Source organism: Alteromonas sp. HB246098 (assembly GCF_054890645.1).
Genome location: NZ_JBTZUG010000003.1, coordinates 115741 through 135888 on the forward strand (window position 1 = coordinate 115741; position 20148 = coordinate 135888).

The following is a 20148-nucleotide window of genomic DNA, read 5'->3' on the forward strand; positions in this document are numbered from 1 at the left end:
CACTTAGGCTTATAAAATCTACTTATGTTACTTCTTAAGTTTTGCTCTCGTAACCAAAAGACCAAATAGGCTAATGCCCAACATGAAAACTGAGCTGGGTGCTGGAACACTATTTACAGGATCATCGGGAACGAATGTGATTATCGGTGCTTGCGTAAACGAAAGATCACCTGACTCGGCGAAAGACACGCCCGTTACAAAAGCTTGTGGGTTGGTTGGATCTAGCGCCAAATCTAAATTGATACCTAATATTGAGAAATCGAAAACATCGTCAAAGCCGTTTAAACCAAAATCAAACGTTTCGCCTGCATTTAGAGTAAACTGTTGCAGGGTGTTACCAGAAGTAAACTCAAGTATATAACCGTCTGGGTCTGGCACGGTTGCTAGAGATGGCGCAGTAACAGAAGCAATCGCTAGATTTGATGTATAAACATAACCTGATGCGACATCTGGGTCGAACCATATAGTCTCTTCAGCTTCAACTTCAGGCAGTTCGAATACAAATTCACCATCATCATTAGTTGGATTACTCAAGTCTGGAAGGATTGGAGTAAACTCTGATTCGCCTAACTCCCCAAAACTTGCCAAATACATTACAGAATCATAGCTGCTATCACCAGCATCAGCTAAAAGTAAAGTAAAGGTGTTGTCACCCGGTAAAACCGGTACATCAAATCGAAGAAGTGGGTTGCCATTAGGTGCTAACACACCGTTAAGTGCTGTACCTGGCATTTCAACAAAATCTGGATGATTAATATTGATTGGAGCAAGAGAATCACCAATCTCAGCATCACTTGTAAGAGCACCTGCAACATTTTCACCGTTTACATACAAACCGAAGCCGTCTATAAAAGTGTCGCCAACAAAGTCTGGAAATTCTTCTGAGCCGAAAGCACCAAAAAACGTTATTGTTGAAGCTTGGTCACCATCGACAGTAAAACTGATATCCAATTGAACAGGATCAAAATGTGCAGAAATACCGGTCAAAGGCTCTAACAACTCATTTTGAATACTTGTTGCCGAGTTACCATTGCCCCCGCTTATGAAGTTCTGGGTGCTTGCAGAATCTTGCGCGTCAGTGACATTTCCTGTGCTCAATACAATACCGCCTGCGGCTGGTAAATTGTAAGTCCCAGAAGCATTGGAAAAAATACCAGCCTGACCAAGAGCTGGTTGTGAAGGAATAGTCGAGGCAGCATTTATAACGTCAATGGAGGAAGGGATTAAAACTTCGCAATCATTGCCGTCGCAAAACTCATTTCCAAATGCACCTCCAATTAAAGACGCTGAGTTAATGGTAATGCTTGAATCTGGAACTAATAAGGCGTTAGCCAAACTGAGAGCATCTTGAGTTTCTGTAATAACAATCGCAGAGACCGGAGAAGCACCTAGTGCGATGGCAACTGCAAACGCGGAGGCTTTTGACAGGACTTTTATCACTTTTATATTCCCTTATACATGAGTTTTTTATTATACTTAATCTGTATCAGCAATTTGCACGCCAAACAAAAATAAACTAATAATTACATATACTTAATATTCACATAATGGAAATTAACTGCCATAACATTAAAGCACCGTAAAAAATACTGACACTAAAAACTCAAACTAATTTGACTGCACACCTCAAATTAATCAATACAATTCACAGTATTTGATTTACGGCAGTTATCGTTATCCACCAAGAACAAGGTGCAACTACACCTAACTCGACGTATTAGGCGAAAATAGCTCATTACTATGCGACTTCCCTGAACACAAACATACGATTAACCGTTTAAATGCGAATAGCATTGACTATGCCGAAAAAGCAAATCGCTATCGCAATTTAAATGATGTATATCTACATACTGAAATCTGACTTATCACGATAGCTGACGGATTGACTCCGAAAACGTTCCATTCTTAATTACTTTGTCATTATGAGCTTTAAGGGCGCCATCATTCTGCTTGAACCATTCTACTTTTTCTTTCTTGTTTACTGCCCTAATTAAAGCGGCTTCAAAAACCTCAGAAAGCTTTATATCGAGAGACTTTGCTTCATTGAGAAGGTCACTATTGATCGACGTATTACAAGAAACTTTTTGACGCATAACTATCTCAAGCTAATCAACTAAAGATATTATCCGCAAAAGTTGTGCGCATAGCGAACGCAGTCCCTTTCCTTTTTCAAAGATTTACTTGAATCACTGCCAAGAGTAGGCCCTAATTGCGTTATCGATTCAACCAGCTCAAACTATGAAGGGTTTAATTTTGAAGTTTACCTCTCGCGCTACCGCTATTTCTCCGTTTCTCGCCATGGCCTATGGCGAAAAAGCCACCGTACTAGAAGAGCAAGGTAAAGATGTTATTAGGCTTAATTTAGGCGAGCCTGATTTTGGCGCTCCAGCGGCAGTACTTGCGGCAATGAAAGAAAGCTTGGATATTCCTGACTTTCCCTATACCTCTGCATTGGGTATTCCAGAACTACGTCAATCAATCGCTAGCTTTTATGAAACCCAACATGATGTAAAACTAAGCCCATCACGAGTCGTAGTTACCGCTGGAGCTTCAGGCGCACTACTTTTGGCAAGCGCCGCTTTAGTAGAGCCTGGCGACAACGTGATATTGGGCGACCCTTCTTACCCGTGCAATCGACGGTTTTTAAACGCGTTTGGCGCAGAAGTAACGCTAGTACCAACACGTAGTGAAGATAGCTTTCAACTAACTGCCGAAAGTGTTGCCAATAATTGGAAACACAACACGAAAGGCGTGCTTATCGCCACACCTGCCAACCCTACAGGCACGGCGATAGATATAGACGAGCTGTATAAGATTGGACAATACTGCAAAGCCAAGGGTGGCTTTTTAATTGTTGATGAAATTTATTTAGACCTAGCGCTTTCATTGGATGTTCAAGTAGATACTGCCGCGCCTAAATCAAATAACAACAAACTGCAAACTGTGCTTGCCAACGCAGAACTGCAGGAAACTGTGGTTGTCATAAACAGCTTTTCAAAATACTTTGGTATGACGGGTTGGCGTCTTGGCTGGTGCGTAGTGCCTGAGAATATGACCCCAATAGTCGAAAAGCTCGCGCAGAATTTGTTTATTTGCCCTTCTACCCTTTCTCAAAAAGCCGCACTTTCGTGCTTTACCCCTGAAGCGTTGGCGCAGTGTGAGCAAAACCGCAATACGCTGGCAGAGCGTGCAACTCTTGTTTTTGATGCACTTCAGAATATGGGGCTCAGTTTGGATGCTCAACCCGACGGCGCGTTTTACGCTTACATCAATATCAAACATACAGGCTTAAGTGCTATTGAATTCTGTGATGCTCTGCTCTCGCAGTATCATGTGGCGCTGACACCGGGCAATGATTTTGGCGAGCACAATGCAGATCACTATGTAAGACTTTCTTTCGCTACCAGTATAGAGCGCTTGAATGAAGGACTGGCTCGGCTAGCTACTTTTGTTAAATCATTGTGCTAGTTGCTTTGTATCCACTGTTTAATTTCGTGAATAGACAAATATTACCTAAAAAAATGATAGATATGGGCGCTTGTGCGTATATTGGGAAGTGCATTTTGGTGACACGTGTCGAAACGGAATAAAACAGGACAAAACAATGAGTAACGAACGCGAATTTGATGTAGTTATCTTCGGTGCTACAGGTTTTACAGGCAAACTAGTGGCTGAGTATTTTCAGGCGCAATATGGCAATGACAGCAATGTTAAATGGGCAGTGGCAGGTCGTAACGAAGCTAAACTGAATGATGTAAAACAAGAGCTAAGCATTAGCGATAGCGTTGCTAGTATTGTAGCCGACGGTGATGATGCCGACGCACTTGATGCAATGACAAAGCGCACAGCCGTTGTACTAACTACCGTAGGGCCTTATCAAATTTACGGCGAAAAGTTACTTTCTGCATGTGTTGATAATGGTACGGGCTATACAGATTTATGTGGTGAACCAGCGTGGATGCACCAAATGATCAACAAGTACGAAGCAAAAGCTAAGGAAACGGGTGCAAACATTGTTTTTTCTTGCGGCTTCGACTCTGTGCCCTTCGATTTAGGTGTTCATTATTTACAAGAACATGCGAAGAAACAAACCGGCGAAGTAATCGAATATGTAAAAGGTCGAGTACGCAAAATGCAGGGCACGTTCTCTGGCGGTACAGCGGCTAGCCTAAAAGCAACCATGGCTGCAGCGCACAAAGACAAGTCAGTAATGGCAGCACTTATCAACCCTCTCTCGCTAACAGATGGTTCGACTAACCAACCACAGCCAGATGGCAACAAACCTTATTTTGACGAACAGTTAGGTACGTGGGTAGCGCCATTTATTATGGCGGCAATTAATACTAAGAACGTTCACCGTTCTAACTACCTAGCAGGCTACGCTTACGGTAAGAACTTTCAGTACGATGAAATGATGATGACCGGCCCTGGCGAAAAAGGTGAAGCCATGGCAAACCACGTAGCTAAAGATAAGTCGCTGGCTAGCGATGATGGCCCTAAACCTGGAGAAGGCCCAAGTAAAGAAGAGCGTGAGAACGGCTTTTACGATGTAATGTTTGTAGGCACTGCCAACAATGGCGATATGCTAGCCGTATCGGTTAAAGGCGATAAAGACCCTGGCTATGGCTCTACCAGCAAGATGATTTCAGAATCTGCCCTTTGCTTGTGTAAAGACGTAAACCTATCAGGCGGCTTTTTTACACCAGCAGCAGCCTTAGGCGATAAGTTAATTAGCCGCCTAGAAGAAAAAGCAGGCTTAACGTTTGCTATCGAGAAGTAGCGTGCATTTTCGCACAACTAATATGAAAAAAGCTGAACACAAATAGTGTTCAGCTTTTTCTTTCTGCGCTAGGTGTTATTGTTGTTTTTTCTAAGCAAGTACTGCTTTTAATGCTTTAACGCATGCGTCTGTTTCTGCCGGCGTACCCACACTTATTCGCGACCATGAATCGTAACCTGGCCAAGTGCGCCCTACTACTTTTATACCCTGGGCTTTCATTTTTTCCGCGAACTTGTCGTGCGGCATGCCCGTATCCATGTAAATGAAATTCCCTTGTGGATTCGGCGCATATGGCTGCTTTAATTCTTTGGCGACTTTTACTAACTTGTCACGTTCAGTCTTAATCCGTGAACGCATAGTGTTTAAATTCGCGTGATCATCCATACTTGCCATACCTGCAACCAATGCCAAGTAGTTTACACCACCCATGCGCAACATACCGCCCATGGTTTTAGCTTGCTCAGCTGGCATAATGGCGTAACCTAAACGCTGGCCTGCCATAGCGTGAATTTTCGAAAATGTCCGGCAAATTACTACGTTATGCCCTTCCGAAATAAGCTTCGACTGAACGTTAGCTGGGTAAGCATCTGACATTTCAATGTAAGCTTCATCAATAAAAACTTGCGCTTTCTTCGACACGCGTTTTGCAAAAGCGGTAAGTTTGGCCGCATCTACCATGTTGCCCGTTGGATTGTTTGGGTTACACACATAAACAGCAGTAGTGTCTTCAGTCACTGCTGCTTCAATGGCATCTAGGTCGAAAGTCATGTCATTACCAAGGGGCACGTAAGTCACATCTGCGCCCATAAATTCAGCGCCTCGCGGTACACCTTCATAAGTTGCCATAGACGTTACTAGCTTATTACCATTTTTCGTGATCCAGTCGGCATAGCCAAAAAGAATAGGTGAAGAACCGTTTGTGATAACGATTTGGTCAGCAGATACGCCTTCTTGCTCAGCAATTTTTTGCGCTAATACTTCAACCGTAGCGTCGGTATAACGCGCTAGGTTTAAAAGCTCGCTTTGCATGGCCTTAGCGGCCTTTTTCGAAGGTCCAAAGGCGTTTTCATTTGACGATAAGCGAATAAGGCCATCGTTCACGTTAGGTGTAGCCGAAGGAAAATGTTCGGTAGGCATTCCTGCCGCATGCAGGTCGCTCATTATACCGTCGACACTCGCGGTTAGTGCCACGGCACCAGCCCCTAACCCCATTGATTTTAACCAATTACGACGTGAAGAATTTACCGTTGTTTGTTGGACATTTTTATTCATATTTCGCTCTACCAGCCATCTACATTCTCTTTAGACTAATGGCTTAATTTTCAACGCGCAATAGCGTAAAAACGCTAAACCATTGACACAATTGCACTTTTCCTGTGCACAAAACGCACTAAAATAGACAACACAAGAAGTTTTAACGTGTTAAGCGGTAACATTGCGGTGCAGCGCCTTCTTACCCATTTAGGCGTTTGCGATGAATGACATTTTTTCTCGTATTAGCAGCAAAACTATTACTGACTAAACCCATTGTTCTTTAGCCTGAATCTCCAAGTTGCTACCCGAACCTAAACCATTTAGGCGAATACCAAGTAAGAAATACTACAAACATCACAGCTTCTCTTACCATTCAGAACAGGAGTTTTAAAATGGCTAAGGACCACGGTAACCAAATTAAGAACGACGATACCTATGAGGCCCTTCGCGACGAAGGCTATAGCAAGGAAAAGTCAGCGCGCATTGCCAATGCACAAGCCAATAGTAAACAAACTCCGTCAAAAGACGGCGGCAAAGCAAATAAATACGAAGATCGCACTAAAGATGAACTCTATCAAAAAGCCAAAGAAGTGGGCATTGACGGGCGCTCAAACATGAGTAAAGACGAGTTAATTGATGCGCTGCGTAATCACTGAGGGGGCTTTGGCCGTCACTACACAGCGTTGAAGCAACGCATATACGGCCATTATTAAGTGTCAGCGCACAATTATTATTGATCTCTGGTTAAAAGTCCGAGGGATTGGTCGAACTTTCAGGGTTTGCGAAAGTATCTGTGGAACGAAATTCGGCAGATACAAAAAAATGAACAGCATAAGTTCGCGACTATTGCGACTTCCACTCTTCATATTCACGCTGGGCTTTGCGCATATTTATCAGCAGCTTAGTCAGTTCAGGGTCTTTTTTAATGAGAGTTTCCGTATAAGCAAAAGGTTTAATATATACACCTATCGTTTAAAAGGCATTGCAAAAAGTGCTTTGTAACTCGGTTGAACATCACCAATGCCAGTATCTTTCGTATCTGCGTCTTTGAACGTGCCAAATAAGCGATCCCATACAATACATACACAGCCATAGTTAGTGTTGCTTTCACTGATAACTTGAGAGTGATGATGAATATGGTAACGATTAGTTGTGAAGAACCAGCCAACCACCGCCGAGTTTAAATTCAGGTTGCTATGTGCGAGTATGGCAGTAACTGCAGTTAAAGAAACGACCCCAGCTCCTACCGCGTCGCCGCCTAATAGAACTCCAACAATAGCGCGCGGAAGTATGAGAAAAAAAGCTTCAACCGGATGGTTAGCAACCGCATTTAAGCCGCTTAGTTTTTTAAATGCATGGTGTGCACTATGACCAGATAAATGCCACAAAACTCCCCAACGATGAGACGCCCTGTGATACCAATAATTGACAAATTCAAATGCCGCAAAAATTAGCAACACTTGCGCTATCTTAGGCCATTGCGAAGGCAAAATATTTAATTGCCACGCTTCGCTTAAACTCGCCATCCACTTAAAAAGTGATGCTTCATACAGTGTTTCTATTAACGCATATGCTGCCCCTGCAAGGAACACAAATACCAAAAGTGCGGCAGTTTCACCCGCGCTTTTTCGCCACTCTGGGCGCGCCGGTATAGTAATTTCAAAGAGCGTAATAATACAAAACGCTGCTGTGATAAATAAAATATGCACATCAAGGGAGGCGTTAGTATGTGCCAAGTAAAGAGAAGCAGCTATTAAAATAGGCTGTAACGCCCAATAGACTAGTTGACGCGTTCCGCGTAATAAAAGTTTACTAAACGAAGTTTCAGCGCTCATATCAATTCCTTTTAAAATTCTCTTCCATCTGCGAAATTCGGTGAGTGTACTTACGTCACACATCGCGCTAGAGGTTTTCGTACCTTACTAGAGCGAATTTGATTAATAAACAAGCGAAATGGTTTAAGTTGTTACAATTTGCTACCTTCCTGTTTCAAAATGAAAAACGAGCCGAGTTTGTTAATTCACGCAGAAAGGTTGCACTATGAAACACCAAGAGCGAGATAAAGTTGAAATTGTCCCCTATAAAAAAGTGTGGCTTGAGCAGTTTGAAATCGCTAAGCGCTGTTTATTAACGGAGCTGGGCGATATTTGCGTTTGTATTGACCATATTGGCTCTACTTCTATTCCTGACATGCCAGCGAAAGATCGTATCGATATTCAAATTGGGGTTAGTGAAATATCTCCTGCTATTTGCGACACGATAAACCAACGAATAAGTAAATTAAACTTGCCTAACGCTCACCTGAGCCAAGATCATTTACCGCCTAACGAATCATGCCATGCGGACTGACGTAAAATTTACCTGCAAGGGGTCACAGACCAATGGGCGTTTAAAGCGAATATTCATATACGAAAAGTAGGCGCAAAAAACTTTAAGTATGCTCTTCTATTCAGAGATTATCTAAGCATTGATGACGATACCGCAAAGTCTTACGCGTTCTTCAAGCAAACCCTCGCCTCTCAAATTCCCGACGATAGAGACTTATATTCACAACTGAAAGATCCGGTCTGTGACTTAATTATGATTAGTGCTAGGCGTTGGGAGGACAGACAGCTTTCAATATCTGACTAATAACGGTTGCTCTTTCCTAATTTAGGACATGAGTGATTTGTAACAACGTTTCCATTATTTATGTTTTGAAAATGACCTCATTTTTTCTTTAATCATATTTTTTCAGAAACTTGAAAAAGTCGCGAACCAAATTAAGTCCAGCTTCGTCTTTCTATTGTTTTTATCAGGGAACTAACAAAAATGCTTATAGAAATACTCTATTTGGTGATGCTATTCCTATTAGCACTTATTGAATTAATGCTAAGCGTATGAAAGAAGCAGAGATTGAACTATTAGTATTAAAGCTACAAGCCGGACAAACAGAGGCTTTGGGTGAACTATACACCCTTTTACATGCAAGCATGCGTAAGTACGCAGCGATTAGAATAGGTGATGCTATGGTCGCTGAAGACTTGGTTCAAAACGTTTGGCTGCAAGTCTCAAAACGTGTAATGCGACTTAGAGATGTATCACTATTTAGGAGTTGGCTATTTAAAGCATTGCGTTGGGAAATTACTGATTGGCACAGAAAAGCCGCAAAAGAAGTCGTGTCATCGACGCTTCCCGAAAAACCTAACTGTAACAGTAAAACCGACGACATCTTTGTGCTTCCTTTGCTTGAAAAGCTCGTAGATGAGGAACGTGAGGTAATAGCACTTTATTATTTAAACGATATTTCCGTGCGAGAAATAGCACTTATTATCGACTCTCCACTTGGTACGGTGAAATCTAGATTGCATAGAGCGCGCGAGAAACTCAAGCAATTATTAGAACAAACAGAAGAAAGGTAACTGAAATGAAAAACGACTTTGATAAAAAAATTTCGCAAACCCTTAAAAACCAAGCACAGGAGTTAGACGCTATGCTCGACGGCGGTATGTTTAACTATTTGAAATATGGTTTTGATAAAAATTTTGCGGGCATTATGAAGTTAGGCTATGCCATTGCAATAGTACTATCGATTGTAATGTTTTGGGTAGGTTTTAAGTTTTTTACCGCTATGCCAGAGGAACAATTGTTTTGGGGAGTATTGCTAATTCTCTCTTTCATTGCACAGGTCACAACTAAGTTGTGGATTTTTATGCAGACAAACCGAAATATCCTGTCCCGTGAATTACGCATGATGGAACTACGCCTATCTACACTAGAAAAATGACTAGCAGAACAAATTAAGGGTGAAAATACTTAGCACTATCAAATCATGAGATAATTTCATACAAAAATGAAATTAAGTCATTTTTATTCATAGATAAAACCGCGTATAAATTTATTCATAGCTTTTACAGCATTTACATTACTCGGTTTAATCTTAGGAATAGAAGCGCATTCTCATGAACAATAACGTGGATACAAATTTCTCTTTTACTATTAACAGCGTTCAGTTTAATGAAGATTATCGCCCTTCAGACAACACGCGCATTACCACTAACTTTGCTAATTTAGCGCGAGGTGAACGCCGAAAAGAAAACTTACGCGATGCGTTAGGTATGATTAACAATCGGTTTAATGCTCTAGCTAGCTGGGACAATGAGCGTGGCGATCGCTATGCCGTAGAACTAGAAATAGTATCGGTAGATATTGATGTAGAGGGTAACGGCAACACCTTTCCTACTATCGAGATTTTACAGACTGACATAATCGATAAACAAACGGGGAAGCGTACCCAAGGTATTGTGGGCAACAACTTCTCGTCTTATGTTCGAGATTATGATTTTAGCGTTCGCCTTTCTAATCATAATCGTGGCCAATCGTCATTCAGCGTACCTAACGATTTTGGCGATCTACACGGTAAATTGTTCCAGTATTTCGTTAACTCAGAAGCTTATAAAGCACATTTCTCAAAGCTCCCGGTTATTTGCTTAAGTGTTTCCGATAACAAAACCTATCGCAGAACCGAAAACCAGCATCCTGTATTAGGTGTTGAATATCAACCTAACGAGTCCTCGTTGACCGAACAGTATTTCAAAAAGATGGGCTTAAACGTTCGTTATTTTATGCCGCCTAACAGCGCCGCCCCCTTCGCGTTTTACTTCTTTGGCGACTTACTGAACGACTATACAAACTTAGAGCTTATAAGCACTATCGCGACTATGGAAACGTTTCAGAAAATCTATCGCCCTGAAATCTATAACGCTAACGCACAAGCAGGTTTAAGCTACAAACCGAATTTAAAAAATAGCGATCACTCGTTAACACGCATTGTGTACGACCGCGACGAACGCAGTCACCTCGCCGTCGAGCAAGGCAAATTTGTGGAAGAGAACTTTATTAAGCCTTATCAACATAAGCTACAGCAATTTACAGCAAGGTACGCCAGGTAAACCCTCTGATACTGGTTATTGGTAACTTGCTCGTTGCCAATTGCAATCAAGGGCTCGCTAAGGTGAGTCTCTAAGTTTTGGTGGGGCACTACGGCCTGCCCCACAGGCATTCACAATAAATACTGACTTAAAGAATACGAATCACATGAAAAAATTACTCCCCACCTCTATTGCTGGCAGCCTTCCAAAACCTTCATGGCTTGCAGAGCCTGAAACCCTGTGGTCGCCGTGGAAGCTAGAAGGCGAAGCATTAGAAGAAGGTAAAAAAGACGCCCTGCGCGTTACACTTCAGGAACAAACGATATCAGGCATTGATATTGTGTGCGACGGTGAGCAAACCCGTCAGCACTTTGTGACTACCTTCATTGAGCACCTTGACGGTGTAGATTTCGAAAACCGTAAAACAGTACGAATTCGCAATCGTTACGACGCGAGCGTTCCCGTTGTAACCCAGGCGGTTACCCGACCTAAATCGGTATTCGTTGAAGATGCTAAATTTTTAAGAAGCCAAACTGATCAGCCTATTAAATGGGCGTTACCTGGCCCAATGACCATGGTCGATACCTTATACGACGACCATTATAAAAGCCGAGAAAAGCTCGCATGGGAATTTGCGAAGATTTTAAACCAAGAAGCGAAAGAACTAGAGGCTGCAGGCGTTGATGTTATTCAATTTGATGAACCCTCATTTAACGTGTTTTTTGATGAAGTAAACGAATGGGGAATTGCAGCATTAGAGCGCGCTATTGAAGGGTTAAAATGTGAAACAGCGGTACACATTTGCTACGGCTACGGCATTAAAGCCAATACCGACTGGAAGAAAACGCTAGGCTCAGAATGGCGTCAATATGAAGAAAGCTTCCCTAAGCTAGCAAAGTCGAACATAGATATGGTGTCATTGGAATGCCACAACTCCCATGTACCCATTGAACTAATATCGCTTCTTAAAGGCAAAAAAGTGATGGTAGGCGCTATTGATGTTGCAACTGACAGTATAGAAACGCCAGAAGAAGTAGCGGCTACTTTGCGCGAAGCTTTGAAGTACGTGGACGCAGATAAGCTCTACCCCTGTACTAATTGTGGTATGGCTCCCCTTTCACGAGATGTTGCAAGAGGGAAACTTGAAGCACTTAGCGCTGGTGCTGCGATAGTAAGAAAAGAATTAACCCTTAAGCGCTCTGCTTAACGCTAGTTTTATTAATTTCCTTCATATCTTTAAAGCAAGTTTGCAATAAGGCAAACTTGCTCCCCTTAACTTTCATTAGCTATCCAAACACTGCTCGCCCGTCTTTCGTAGACCAACATCCAATCGTTTAACGTTTATATAATTTTTTTTAGGCATTAGAAGCATTTATTTATTTTTTGTCTAAACTAAAAACAATAGCCTCGCTCCCGGTATCAGAAGACGCATTTATGTAACGTCAATTTTGGCTGAAAGGGAGTTGCAGATTAGATGTTGTAACTAACTCCACTGTTCAAAGCGATAATGACGTTAAAACTATTAGTAAAAAGCCTAGTTAAACTCGTAACCTATAGCATCTTAGCAGTACTTTTTTCACTCACCTCTTCGCTATCGTTTGCAGCTGAGACTGGTAATAGCATTTTAGAAGAAGCCTATGAAATACGAAGTTCAAACCCTCAGAAATCAAGAGAGCTGTTTAAAAGTTTAGATAAAGCAAGCTTAAGCGAAGATGATAAGGAGCTTTACGATTTTACTGCAGCTTATATGAAGCTTGTAGCTGGGGACCTGTTGAGTGCCTCAGAAGCGTATCAACAGATTGCCGAAGGTGATTATTCGTTTCGCTATCAGTTTCAATCATACGCAGCGCTTGCTGCTCTCAATGCAGCAACCCAAAATTGGGCTGAGGCATTCTCTGCTATGGACTTTTTAACTGAGAATATAGACAAGGTCACCGATCCCTTAGTCAAGGAACAAGCCCACAATGCGATAATCAACTTTTACAGCTCTATTGACGAGAAAGAAACGGTAATTAGTTATGGAAACTCGTTGATTAGCGGGCAACACTCTCCTCGATTCACGTGCTTTTTACACATGCAGCTTATCGTTGCTTTGGTCTCTACACAGGATGATTCACTCTCTGAAGATAGTTTTACTAAGGCGCTAAACTACTGTGAAAATGCAGAAGAAAAGATAGCGCTTATTGCTATTTACACACACTACGCTACCTATCTGTACAACAAAAACGAAATTGAAGCTTCGCTAGCGGTGTTACACTCGCATCTAAGCGAAGTTGAAAGCACTAAATATCCACCGTTGTTAGAAGAGTATTACGCATTATTGAGCAAAATTTATTTTTTACGCGAAGAGTATGAGAAAGCACAAGAATACGCTTACAAGGTGCTAGGTGAGGAAGAAGATACAGGTTACGCAGTCATCTCTGACATAGATGCTTATGAAGTCTTATACAAAATCGCAGAAAAACAGCAAAATTATGAAAAGGCGCTGCAGTTACATAAAGACTATGCAAAAGCGCGATCGCTAAATTTATCTAGTATGAGCAATAAAATGCTAAGCATTCATAAAGCACAGCAAGATAGTTTAATAAAATCGAACCAAATTACCCTACTCGATGCGGAAAACTCCCTGTTAAAAGCCAGGGCGCAGCTAGCGCAAGAAGAAAGCAATATACGCCGGCTTATTTATCTTGTGCTATTTATGGCGTTCTTAGTGATAGCTTTTTGGCTGTACAAAAAAAGAAGCCATTACATTGCACTTAAAAAAATCTCGCAAAGAGATGGACTTACCGGTATAGCCAACCGCACCTACTTTACGAAAATATCAGCTGAGCTTATAAATTATGCTGATCAGAATGCAAAGCCTGTTAGTCTAATTATTTTTGACTTAGATGATTTTAAAAAAATAAACGACACCTATGGACACCAAGTAGGCGATCAAGCGCTTCAGAGTGCAGTAGCTGCTGCATTAAAAGGTTGCAGACCAGATGACTACATCGGACGCTTGGGCGGTGAAGAATTTGGCATTATTTTACCTAACTGTGATTTGGAACAAGCTATGACAGTTGCCCAGCGCTGCCGGAAACAAATAGAACTCACCAACCAATCAGGTTCACAACAGTTCAAACTTACAGCAAGCTTCGGCGTAGCTAGCGCTCCTAAGGTCGCCTACGACTTTGAAGCTTTGTTTGAAAACGCAGATAAAGCACTTTACCAATCGAAAAACTCGGGCAAAAACCGAGTTAATATTTAGTTTGATTGTTTATCCTCTATTAATAGCGCGAAGGTGAGCAACACATTTTCCTTACGTGTACTCAGGGTGGTAGTGAGTAATTGGAAGTAAAAAAGCTGCCCATAATTAACCTATTTACAACAATTTAATTAACACCCTCATTGCGTCGATAAAAACACATCTTATTACGCTGAAATGCAGAACTTACTTTCAAATGTTCAATGGTTGAACTATTAACCCAAATCACCCTAATTTCGGTTGCAAAGTTTGTATTTTTAGTTGCGTTATCTCGAAGTCAAATCAAGTCAATAAACGCTCATTCAAACTACATTTTGAACAACTGGTTATATAAAGTACTAACTCCGCTCACTTTTTCAACAATGCTCGTAATACATAGTGAAAACCTACTATTTAAACAAACATCAATTAAATGTTAACCCCCCAAAGGGAGTAAGTTGTTTCATCGAAAAAAATTGATTTCGCTTGTTCCTGCTCATTAAAATGCGCGCCCTCTTAGACATAAGTATAAATCCGTATATAAATCGACATAGTAAGGCTTGCCTACAATTTTGGGCCTTATTTAACAACAAGCATCTAAATTCTAATTCATTAGGAACAATCCATGAAAAACATTGCAACTGCTGTTCGGTTAGCATTGGCTGGTAGTGTCGCTTTGACATCTGGCAACGTATTAGCGCAAGACTCAGCTTCTGAAAGCGCTGATGTTGAAAAAATTCAAGTTACAGGTTCACGTATTTCACGTCAGGGCGCGATCGCACCATCTCCTGTTACCGCTATTTCTGGCGAGTCACTACTAAACTCTGGCGCGATGAACATTGGTGAAGTGCTTAACGAGCTGCCTTCTTTAGCGAATACCTTCTCGCTAGGTAACTCAAGTCAATTTATCGGTACTGCGGGTTTAAACATTCTAGACCTTCGCGGTATGGGCACCGACCGCACGCTTGTTTTGGTTGACGGTAAGCGTCATGTGTCTTCATCAGCGGGTACTGCTGCTGTCGATACCAACACTATTCCTACTTCATGGATTGAGCGTGTAGAAATCGTAACAGGCGGTGCATCTGCTGTATACGGTGCAGACGCCGTTACCGGTGTGGTTAACTTCATTCTTAAAAAGAATATTGAAGGGTTTGATGTTAGCGCAACGCAAGGCTTTGCGCAGGAAAATGGCTATAAAAACGATAAGTACCAAGCGTCTTATGGTTTTAACTTTGACAACGACCGCGGCAACATCGCTTTTGCTGCTGAATACAGCTCTCAAGAGTCGCTAGATGCCTTGGACAACCCTTGGACTGCTACACCCTATCGCAACATGAGCTTTGAAAGCATCATGGGATTTGAGCGTAACGAAGATCAGCTGAATTCAACCGCCTACCCAGATTATATATACACTGCTAACGCAGGTTACTACGTAATCAACAATGCGGGTGTATTCGGCGATGGCACAAAAACTTTCAACGCTGACGGTTCAATTAAAGACATATATATTGGTGACCAAGTAGATGGTTCTTTCTGCGCGAACTGTGATTCTTTCAACCTTCGCCAGTTCACACAGCTACAGCCAGAATTTGACCGCACTAATCTAAACGTTAAAGGTAACTACGAGCTTAACGACGACACGACGGTTTATGCGCAAGCAAAATATGCACGCACTCGTGCTATTTCTATGGCGCAGCCGGCATTTTTCTTTGGTGATGCCGAAGCCTCAATTAAAAAGGGAAATCCCTTTTTAGATGAAAGCGTTGTTGAGTATATGAAAGTAAACGACGACCTTCAGAGTATTCAGCTAAATCGCATGATGACCGATTTAGGAGTTCGTACGGAAGCTGACGAGCGTGAAACCTATCGCTACGTGTTAGGTGTAGAAGGCTATATCAATGATGAATGGAACTACGAAGCGTTTGTAAACTACGGTAAAACAGAGCTAGAGCGTGAAAACCGCAATAACCTGATTTTGCAAAACTTCTACAACGCGATAGACGCTGTCACGGATGAGAACACCGGCGAGATCGTTTGTGCATCAGGTAGCGACGATGGCTGTGTACCTCTAAATATTATGGGATACGGTCAAGCCTCACAAGGAGCTATCGATTATGTGAATACCACGTCTGTAGGTACGAGCAAAATTGAGCAGTACAACGCAGGCGCAACAATCGCAAACTCAGGTATCTACGAGCTTCCAGCGGGCTACGTTGGCTTTGCCGCGGGTGTGGAATATCGCAAAGAGAAAAGTGAAATCGCTGAGCCAGACAACGCAGCAGGTACCTTCTTCAATGCGCTAGGTGAAGACAAGGGTGAATATGATGTCTCTGAGGTATTCACTGAAGTTACTATTCCACTTCTTGAAGGTTTACCAGGCGTAGATTCGCTTACGTTCGACACAGCGGCGCGTATTGCTAATTACTCATCTATTGGCAACGCAAAAAGCTGGAAGCTTGGTTTAGATTGGCAGGTTTTCGAAGACTTACGTGTTAGAGCAACTAAGTCATCTGCCCTTCGCGCACCGAACATTAGCGAACTTTACGGTGAAGCCAGCCAAACGTTCTTCGATGTTGACGACCCTTGCCGAACAAAATACCTAGAAAACCTAGCTAATCCCGACCAGCGTATTGCTAACTGCGCAGCACTTGGCGTTCCGGCAGACTTCAACTCTAACTATGATGCAGCAACGTTGGAAGGCGTAAACGGTGGTAACATCGATCTTCAAGCAGAACAGTCTATCTCTAAAACCCTAGGTTTGGTTTATACTCCAGCTTGGTTTGAAGGCTTTACTGCGACAGTCGATTACTGGGAAATTGAGCTTACTGACGCGATCACCAACATTGACGGTCAAACTATTCTAGACCGTTGTGTTGACTCTGAAACAGGCATCGATAATCCGTACTGTGGCCTTATCGACCGTGATTCAGAATCAGGCGAAATTACCGAAATTCGCAGCTACGCGCTGAACATTGCAGGGCAAGAAGCAAAAGGTGTAGATTTCGAATTAGGTTACGACTTTGATGCACTTGAAGGTGCATTCCGTACAAGCCTAATTGCGACTTACCTTAAAGATCGTAAAGAATTTCCATTCCAGGACAACCCAGAGCTATTTTATCAAAACGCTGGTACTGCGGGTGAATCTGACTGGCAAGGTGTATTCACGGTTAATTACAGCCGTGGAGATTGGGAAGCAAGCTGGAAAACGCGCTACATTGAGCGCGCAAGCATTTACGACAATCAAGAGTTAGCACGTAACCCTAACCCAAGTAACCGTATGGAACTGCCTTCATACGCAGTAACTGATGTAACTGCCGGTTATAACTTCAAAAATGGGGTAAGCCTAACGGTGGGTATTGATAACCTGTTTAACCGCGCGCTACCTACAGGTACAACAGGTACTGGCTCAACTGACGCTGCATACGACAACATTGGGCGTTTTGGCTATGTAACCGTAGCGTACAAGATGTAATTTACGATTTAGTACGTAAACCAAAAACCGGCGTTTTTACGCCGGTTTTTTTATTTGAGTTTTTCTTAACTTTGTAAGCAGCAAAATATGGGATCTTTCAAGACTTGTTACAGTGGTAGTTCCGGTGCCAACCCCATAATCTCTGGACATACCCTCTACGACTTCTCATTCTGTAAGGTCTGGATATCTTTTATCAAGTACTGAACAGAGGCGGCATTTAAGCCATTATATATCCCTCGAATATGTTTGTTTTTATCAATAAGTAACAGGCTTTCTGTATGCAGAAAATCTTTGTTCTTTTGCACATTACCTAGATCTTCACTGGCAAAATAAGCTTGTTTGGCAATAGTATAAATTTCGTCTTTATCACCGGTTAGCAAATACCACTGCTCGTTATTTATTTTGTTTTTATTGGCATAGGCTTGCAGCACTTCGATAGTATCTGTTGAAGGTCTTATCGAATGCTGAACTATTCTTACATCATCATTTCCTTTAAACGTTTCTTGTACTCGTATAAGTTTCGAACGCACTGTGGGGCAAATACCTGGGCACGTGCTGAAGAAAAAACCCGCGACGTAAATTTTGTTGTCAAGATCCTTGTCGCTAATTGTGTTACCGCTTTGGGCGGTAAAGCTAAAGGCGGGAATACTGTGAAAAGAGGTTAAGTCTACTTCACCCTCTGATAACCAATAAGGCGAAAATGAGGCGTCTTGGTAGTATGGTAACTCTTCAACATTGGCGCTGTTGTTCTTTTCGGTCAATACTTCGGGCTTTTCAGCATGAGAAAAACCGCTACAGACCAGCAGATTGCAGGCGATAGTAATCAATAGAAATTTCTTCATCTTCTAATCCAACACAGTTATTTGCTTTTCTTAAGCCGAATATTCGGCCATTTTTGTACTCAAAATTACTAAAGAGCTTGCCGTTTTTTAGCCACGCTTGCTGTAGCCCGTTTGGCTGCCCTGACTTAAAATTAAAGCGTTTGAATTTTTCGCCACTGCGATACCATTCCACAGCAACACCTTGAATTTTTCCTTTTTCAAAGTAACGCTTTGAACGTATATTGCCGTTGGCCCACCAGCTAATTGCTTCCCCTTCCCGTTTCGCGTCGTTGAATGTAGCACTAAACGCAAGTGTGCCATTTTTAAACCATTTCTTCGTTTCACCGTGACGTCGGCCTTTTTTAAACTGCTCACGAGCTGCAATAGCACCGTTCGGGTATCGTGTGACGACTTCTCCAGTAAAAGGCTTTCCTTTGAATATACGAAGACCTTCGCGACTTATCGAAATGTCGCTATTAGACACAGGCTGCTTTTCGTTCCCATGAAAAAGGGGCTTTAAATACACAACCGCGCTTAATACAGACAACCCTATGATTAAAGCGATTAAATACTTCATAAAAAAGCGCAGCTTAATTCACTCCGTTTGGCGTACCCTGAAAATCGCCTGGAAAAATAAGGTAATAATCGCCGTTTAGGTATTGTTCAGTTGAGACATGGTAATGGTACTCGCCTTCCTCATTTGACGGGTCGGTAAATTGAGTGATACCCACATGGCCGTTTGATGCATCGAGATCGGTGGGATAGTCGGCGCTTGAATAACAACGTCTACCGTAAATAAAGAAGCCGTCTGACATAATACCTACCAAGCTATCATCGTCATAAGTAATCGCTTTAGGTTCAAGGTGATAATGATAGGTTTGTGGGCCGGTATGTGCACCGTTTCTATCAAAACCTTGTATTACGCCCAGTGAAACATCGCCGTTACCTTCAGAGTCATTGAAAATAGGCGCACCACTGGTGGCAATACCTATTGCACCTAACGGAGTTGCAGAAGAAGAGTCAGCCAACTCAGGGTTTACCGGTACCGTAAGTTGAAACAAATTCACATAATCCTCGATATCTCCGGGTGAGCGCTGTTGATTGAATAAATCTGCGTCTTCAGGCGCTACATAAAGGCCGCTTTCATTCCCTGAGTCCCAATAGGAAGAAGTATGGTTAGGCTTACCATTCGCTTCAACGGTTACAGTACAGCCGTCTGAGGAAAGTACAGCAGTCACGTTTGGTGAGGCGTTAAATTCTAGGAAAATTGCAGGCAAAGTTGTTGCCGGGTTATCGCAACTACCTGCAGTACTATCGGTTCCACTATTACCAGTGTCGCCTGAATCTGCGCCGCTGTCTGTAGATGAGTCGGCATAGACGGTTAAACTATCATTGTCTGAGCCCCCGCAGGCAACAAGCGCTCCGACCAACGCCACTGTGATCAATGGACGCGTTAAAGAAATAGGCTTTTTCATAACTGACTACCTTAGCAACCGTAATTTTTATTAATTTGTGACTTAAAGATACTGAAAGTTTGTGCAGAGAATGTGCAGAAAGCGCACAAATAGTAATGAAAATAGCGACGATAAAACTGCAACGGCACTACTTATCATTATTTGTAGCGCAGCGTTGATAACTATAAAGATAAACATATTGTCAGAGTCACAAAGTGGTCGGCGTTGATC

General features: G+C 42.2%; 16 protein-coding genes and 1 pseudogene. 10 read left to right on the top strand and 7 right to left on the bottom strand.

From position 1 onward, the window contains the following. Positions 1–27: 27 nt before the first annotated feature. Together ACYTPF_RS08475 and ACYTPF_RS08480 are read right to left on the bottom strand one after the other, a co-directional pair. Positions 28–1440: a choice-of-anchor L domain-containing protein gene (locus ACYTPF_RS08475; protein WP_461851901.1), complete on the bottom strand. Its 1413-nt coding sequence runs from the start codon at positions 1438–1440 to the stop codon at positions 28–30. 425 nt (positions 1441–1865) lie between these two features. After that, on the bottom strand, positions 1866–2093 hold the full coding sequence (locus ACYTPF_RS08480) for a type II toxin-antitoxin system CcdA family antitoxin (protein ID WP_461851902.1): 228 nt from the start codon (positions 2091–2093) through the stop codon (positions 1866–1868). Positions 2094–2253: 160 nt separating this feature from the next. Between ACYTPF_RS08480 and ACYTPF_RS08485 the strand changes: the two genes are divergently transcribed. Both ACYTPF_RS08485 and ACYTPF_RS08490 read left to right on the top strand, forming a co-directional pair. After that, entirely contained in the window at positions 2254–3468 is a 1215-nt protein-coding gene (locus ACYTPF_RS08485) for an aminotransferase class I/II-fold pyridoxal phosphate-dependent enzyme (RefSeq protein ID WP_461851903.1), read from the top strand. 136 nt (positions 3469–3604) lie between these two features. Beyond that, on the top strand, positions 3605–4780 hold the full coding sequence (locus ACYTPF_RS08490; RefSeq protein WP_461851904.1) for a saccharopine dehydrogenase family protein: 1176 nt from the start codon (positions 3605–3607) through the stop codon (positions 4778–4780). A gap of 90 nt (positions 4781–4870) precedes the next feature. Here the strand turns inward: ACYTPF_RS08490 and ACYTPF_RS08495 are convergent, their stop codons facing one another. Continuing rightward, positions 4871–6052: a pyridoxal phosphate-dependent aminotransferase gene (locus tag ACYTPF_RS08495; RefSeq protein WP_461851905.1), complete on the bottom strand. Its 1182-nt coding sequence runs from the start codon at positions 6050–6052 to the stop codon at positions 4871–4873. Between the two features lie 374 nt (positions 6053–6426). Here ACYTPF_RS08495 and ACYTPF_RS08500 point away from each other — a divergent pair, with 374 nt between their 5' ends. Next, complete coding sequence (locus ACYTPF_RS08500; protein WP_269918036.1) at positions 6427–6690, top strand: DUF7218 family protein; 264 nt, start codon at positions 6427–6429, stop codon at positions 6688–6690. Between the two features lie 309 nt (positions 6691–6999). Here ACYTPF_RS08500 and ACYTPF_RS08505 read toward each other — a convergent pair whose 3' ends face one another. Continuing rightward, positions 7000–7869 (bottom strand): sterol desaturase family protein, encoded by an 870-nt coding sequence (locus ACYTPF_RS08505; protein ID WP_461851906.1) that lies wholly within the window; start codon positions 7867–7869, stop codon positions 7000–7002. Positions 7870–8074: 205 nt separating this feature from the next. On the opposite strand from ACYTPF_RS08505, the pseudogene ACYTPF_RS08510 reads away from it, so the two are divergent. From ACYTPF_RS08510 to ACYTPF_RS08540, 7 genes and pseudogenes are all read left to right on the top strand, one after another. After that, positions 8075–8665 (top strand): annotated as a pseudogene (locus ACYTPF_RS08510) (GrpB family protein). 248 nt (positions 8666–8913) lie between these two features. Beyond that, positions 8914–9435 (top strand): RNA polymerase sigma factor, encoded by a 522-nt coding sequence (locus tag ACYTPF_RS08515; RefSeq protein WP_461851907.1) that lies wholly within the window; start codon positions 8914–8916, stop codon positions 9433–9435. 5 nt (positions 9436–9440) lie between these two features. Next, a complete protein-coding gene (locus ACYTPF_RS08520) occupies positions 9441–9800 on the top strand; it encodes a DUF6768 family protein (RefSeq protein WP_461851908.1) in 360 nt (119 codons plus the stop codon). 175 nt (positions 9801–9975) lie between these two features. Next, positions 9976–10965 (top strand): DUF1852 domain-containing protein, encoded by a 990-nt coding sequence (locus ACYTPF_RS08525; RefSeq protein ID WP_461851909.1) that lies wholly within the window; start codon positions 9976–9978, stop codon positions 10963–10965. A gap of 145 nt (positions 10966–11110) precedes the next feature. Further along, positions 11111–12151, top strand: a complete 1041-nt coding sequence (locus ACYTPF_RS08530; RefSeq protein WP_461851910.1) for a methionine synthase — start codon at positions 11111–11113, stop codon at positions 12149–12151. A gap of 300 nt (positions 12152–12451) precedes the next feature. Continuing rightward, positions 12452–14194: a GGDEF domain-containing protein gene (locus tag ACYTPF_RS08535; RefSeq protein ID WP_461851911.1), complete on the top strand. Its 1743-nt coding sequence runs from the start codon at positions 12452–12454 to the stop codon at positions 14192–14194. Between the two features lie 601 nt (positions 14195–14795). Beyond that, positions 14796–17642 (top strand): TonB-dependent receptor plug domain-containing protein, encoded by a 2847-nt coding sequence (locus tag ACYTPF_RS08540; RefSeq protein ID WP_461851912.1) that lies wholly within the window; start codon positions 14796–14798, stop codon positions 17640–17642. A gap of 155 nt (positions 17643–17797) precedes the next feature. Here the strand turns inward: ACYTPF_RS08540 and ACYTPF_RS08545 are convergent, their stop codons facing one another. Genes ACYTPF_RS08545 through ACYTPF_RS08555 form a run of 3 tightly spaced genes read right to left on the bottom strand, consistent with a single transcriptional unit; the run spans position 17798 to position 19938 of the window. After that, positions 17798–18484 carry an SCO family protein gene (locus tag ACYTPF_RS08545; RefSeq protein WP_461851913.1) on the bottom strand — a complete coding sequence of 229 codons (687 nt, stop codon included), beginning with the start codon at positions 18482–18484 and terminating at the stop codon, positions 17798–17800. Then, complete coding sequence (locus tag ACYTPF_RS08550) at positions 18435–19040, bottom strand: toxin-antitoxin system YwqK family antitoxin (protein WP_461851914.1); 606 nt, start codon at positions 19038–19040, stop codon at positions 18435–18437. The genes ACYTPF_RS08545 and ACYTPF_RS08550 overlap by 50 nt, the downstream gene beginning before the upstream one ends. A gap of 13 nt (positions 19041–19053) precedes the next feature. Next, positions 19054–19938, bottom strand: coding sequence for a YHYH protein (locus tag ACYTPF_RS08555; protein WP_461851915.1), 885 nt, complete (start codon positions 19936–19938; stop codon positions 19054–19056). Positions 19939–20148: the final 210 nt, after the last annotated feature.

Excerpts from the sequence above, each read along its gene's own strand:
- ACYTPF_RS08490 (WP_461851904.1), top strand. The coding sequence starts at position 3,605 with ATGAGTAACGAACGCGAATTTGATGTAGTTATCTTCGGTGCTACAGGT.
- ACYTPF_RS08525 (WP_461851909.1), top strand. The coding sequence starts at position 9,976 with ATGAACAATAACGTGGATACAAATTTCTCTTTTACTATTAACAGCGTT.
- ACYTPF_RS08540 (WP_461851912.1), top strand. The coding sequence starts at position 14,796 with ATGAAAAACATTGCAACTGCTGTTCGGTTAGCATTGGCTGGTAGTGTC.
- ACYTPF_RS08555 (WP_461851915.1), bottom strand. The coding sequence starts at position 19,938 with ATGAAAAAGCCTATTTCTTTAACGCGTCCATTGATCACAGTGGCGTTG.
- ACYTPF_RS08495 (WP_461851905.1), bottom strand. The coding sequence starts at position 6,052 with ATGAATAAAAATGTCCAACAAACAACGGTAAATTCTTCACGTCGTAAT.
- ACYTPF_RS08535 (WP_461851911.1), top strand. The coding sequence starts at position 12,452 with ATGACGTTAAAACTATTAGTAAAAAGCCTAGTTAAACTCGTAACCTAT.
- ACYTPF_RS08545 (WP_461851913.1), bottom strand. The coding sequence starts at position 18,484 with ATGAAGAAATTTCTATTGATTACTATCGCCTGCAATCTGCTGGTCTGT.
- ACYTPF_RS08505 (WP_461851906.1), bottom strand. The coding sequence starts at position 7,869 with ATGAGCGCTGAAACTTCGTTTAGTAAACTTTTATTACGCGGAACGCGT.
- ACYTPF_RS08480 (WP_461851902.1), bottom strand. The coding sequence starts at position 2,093 with ATGCGTCAAAAAGTTTCTTGTAATACGTCGATCAATAGTGACCTTCTC.
- ACYTPF_RS08515 (WP_461851907.1), top strand. The coding sequence starts at position 8,914 with ATGAAAGAAGCAGAGATTGAACTATTAGTATTAAAGCTACAAGCCGGA.
- ACYTPF_RS08530 (WP_461851910.1), top strand. The coding sequence starts at position 11,111 with ATGAAAAAATTACTCCCCACCTCTATTGCTGGCAGCCTTCCAAAACCT.
- ACYTPF_RS08520 (WP_461851908.1), top strand. The coding sequence starts at position 9,441 with ATGAAAAACGACTTTGATAAAAAAATTTCGCAAACCCTTAAAAACCAA.
- ACYTPF_RS08500 (WP_269918036.1), top strand. The coding sequence starts at position 6,427 with ATGGCTAAGGACCACGGTAACCAAATTAAGAACGACGATACCTATGAG.
- ACYTPF_RS08550 (WP_461851914.1), bottom strand. The coding sequence starts at position 19,040 with ATGAAGTATTTAATCGCTTTAATCATAGGGTTGTCTGTATTAAGCGCG.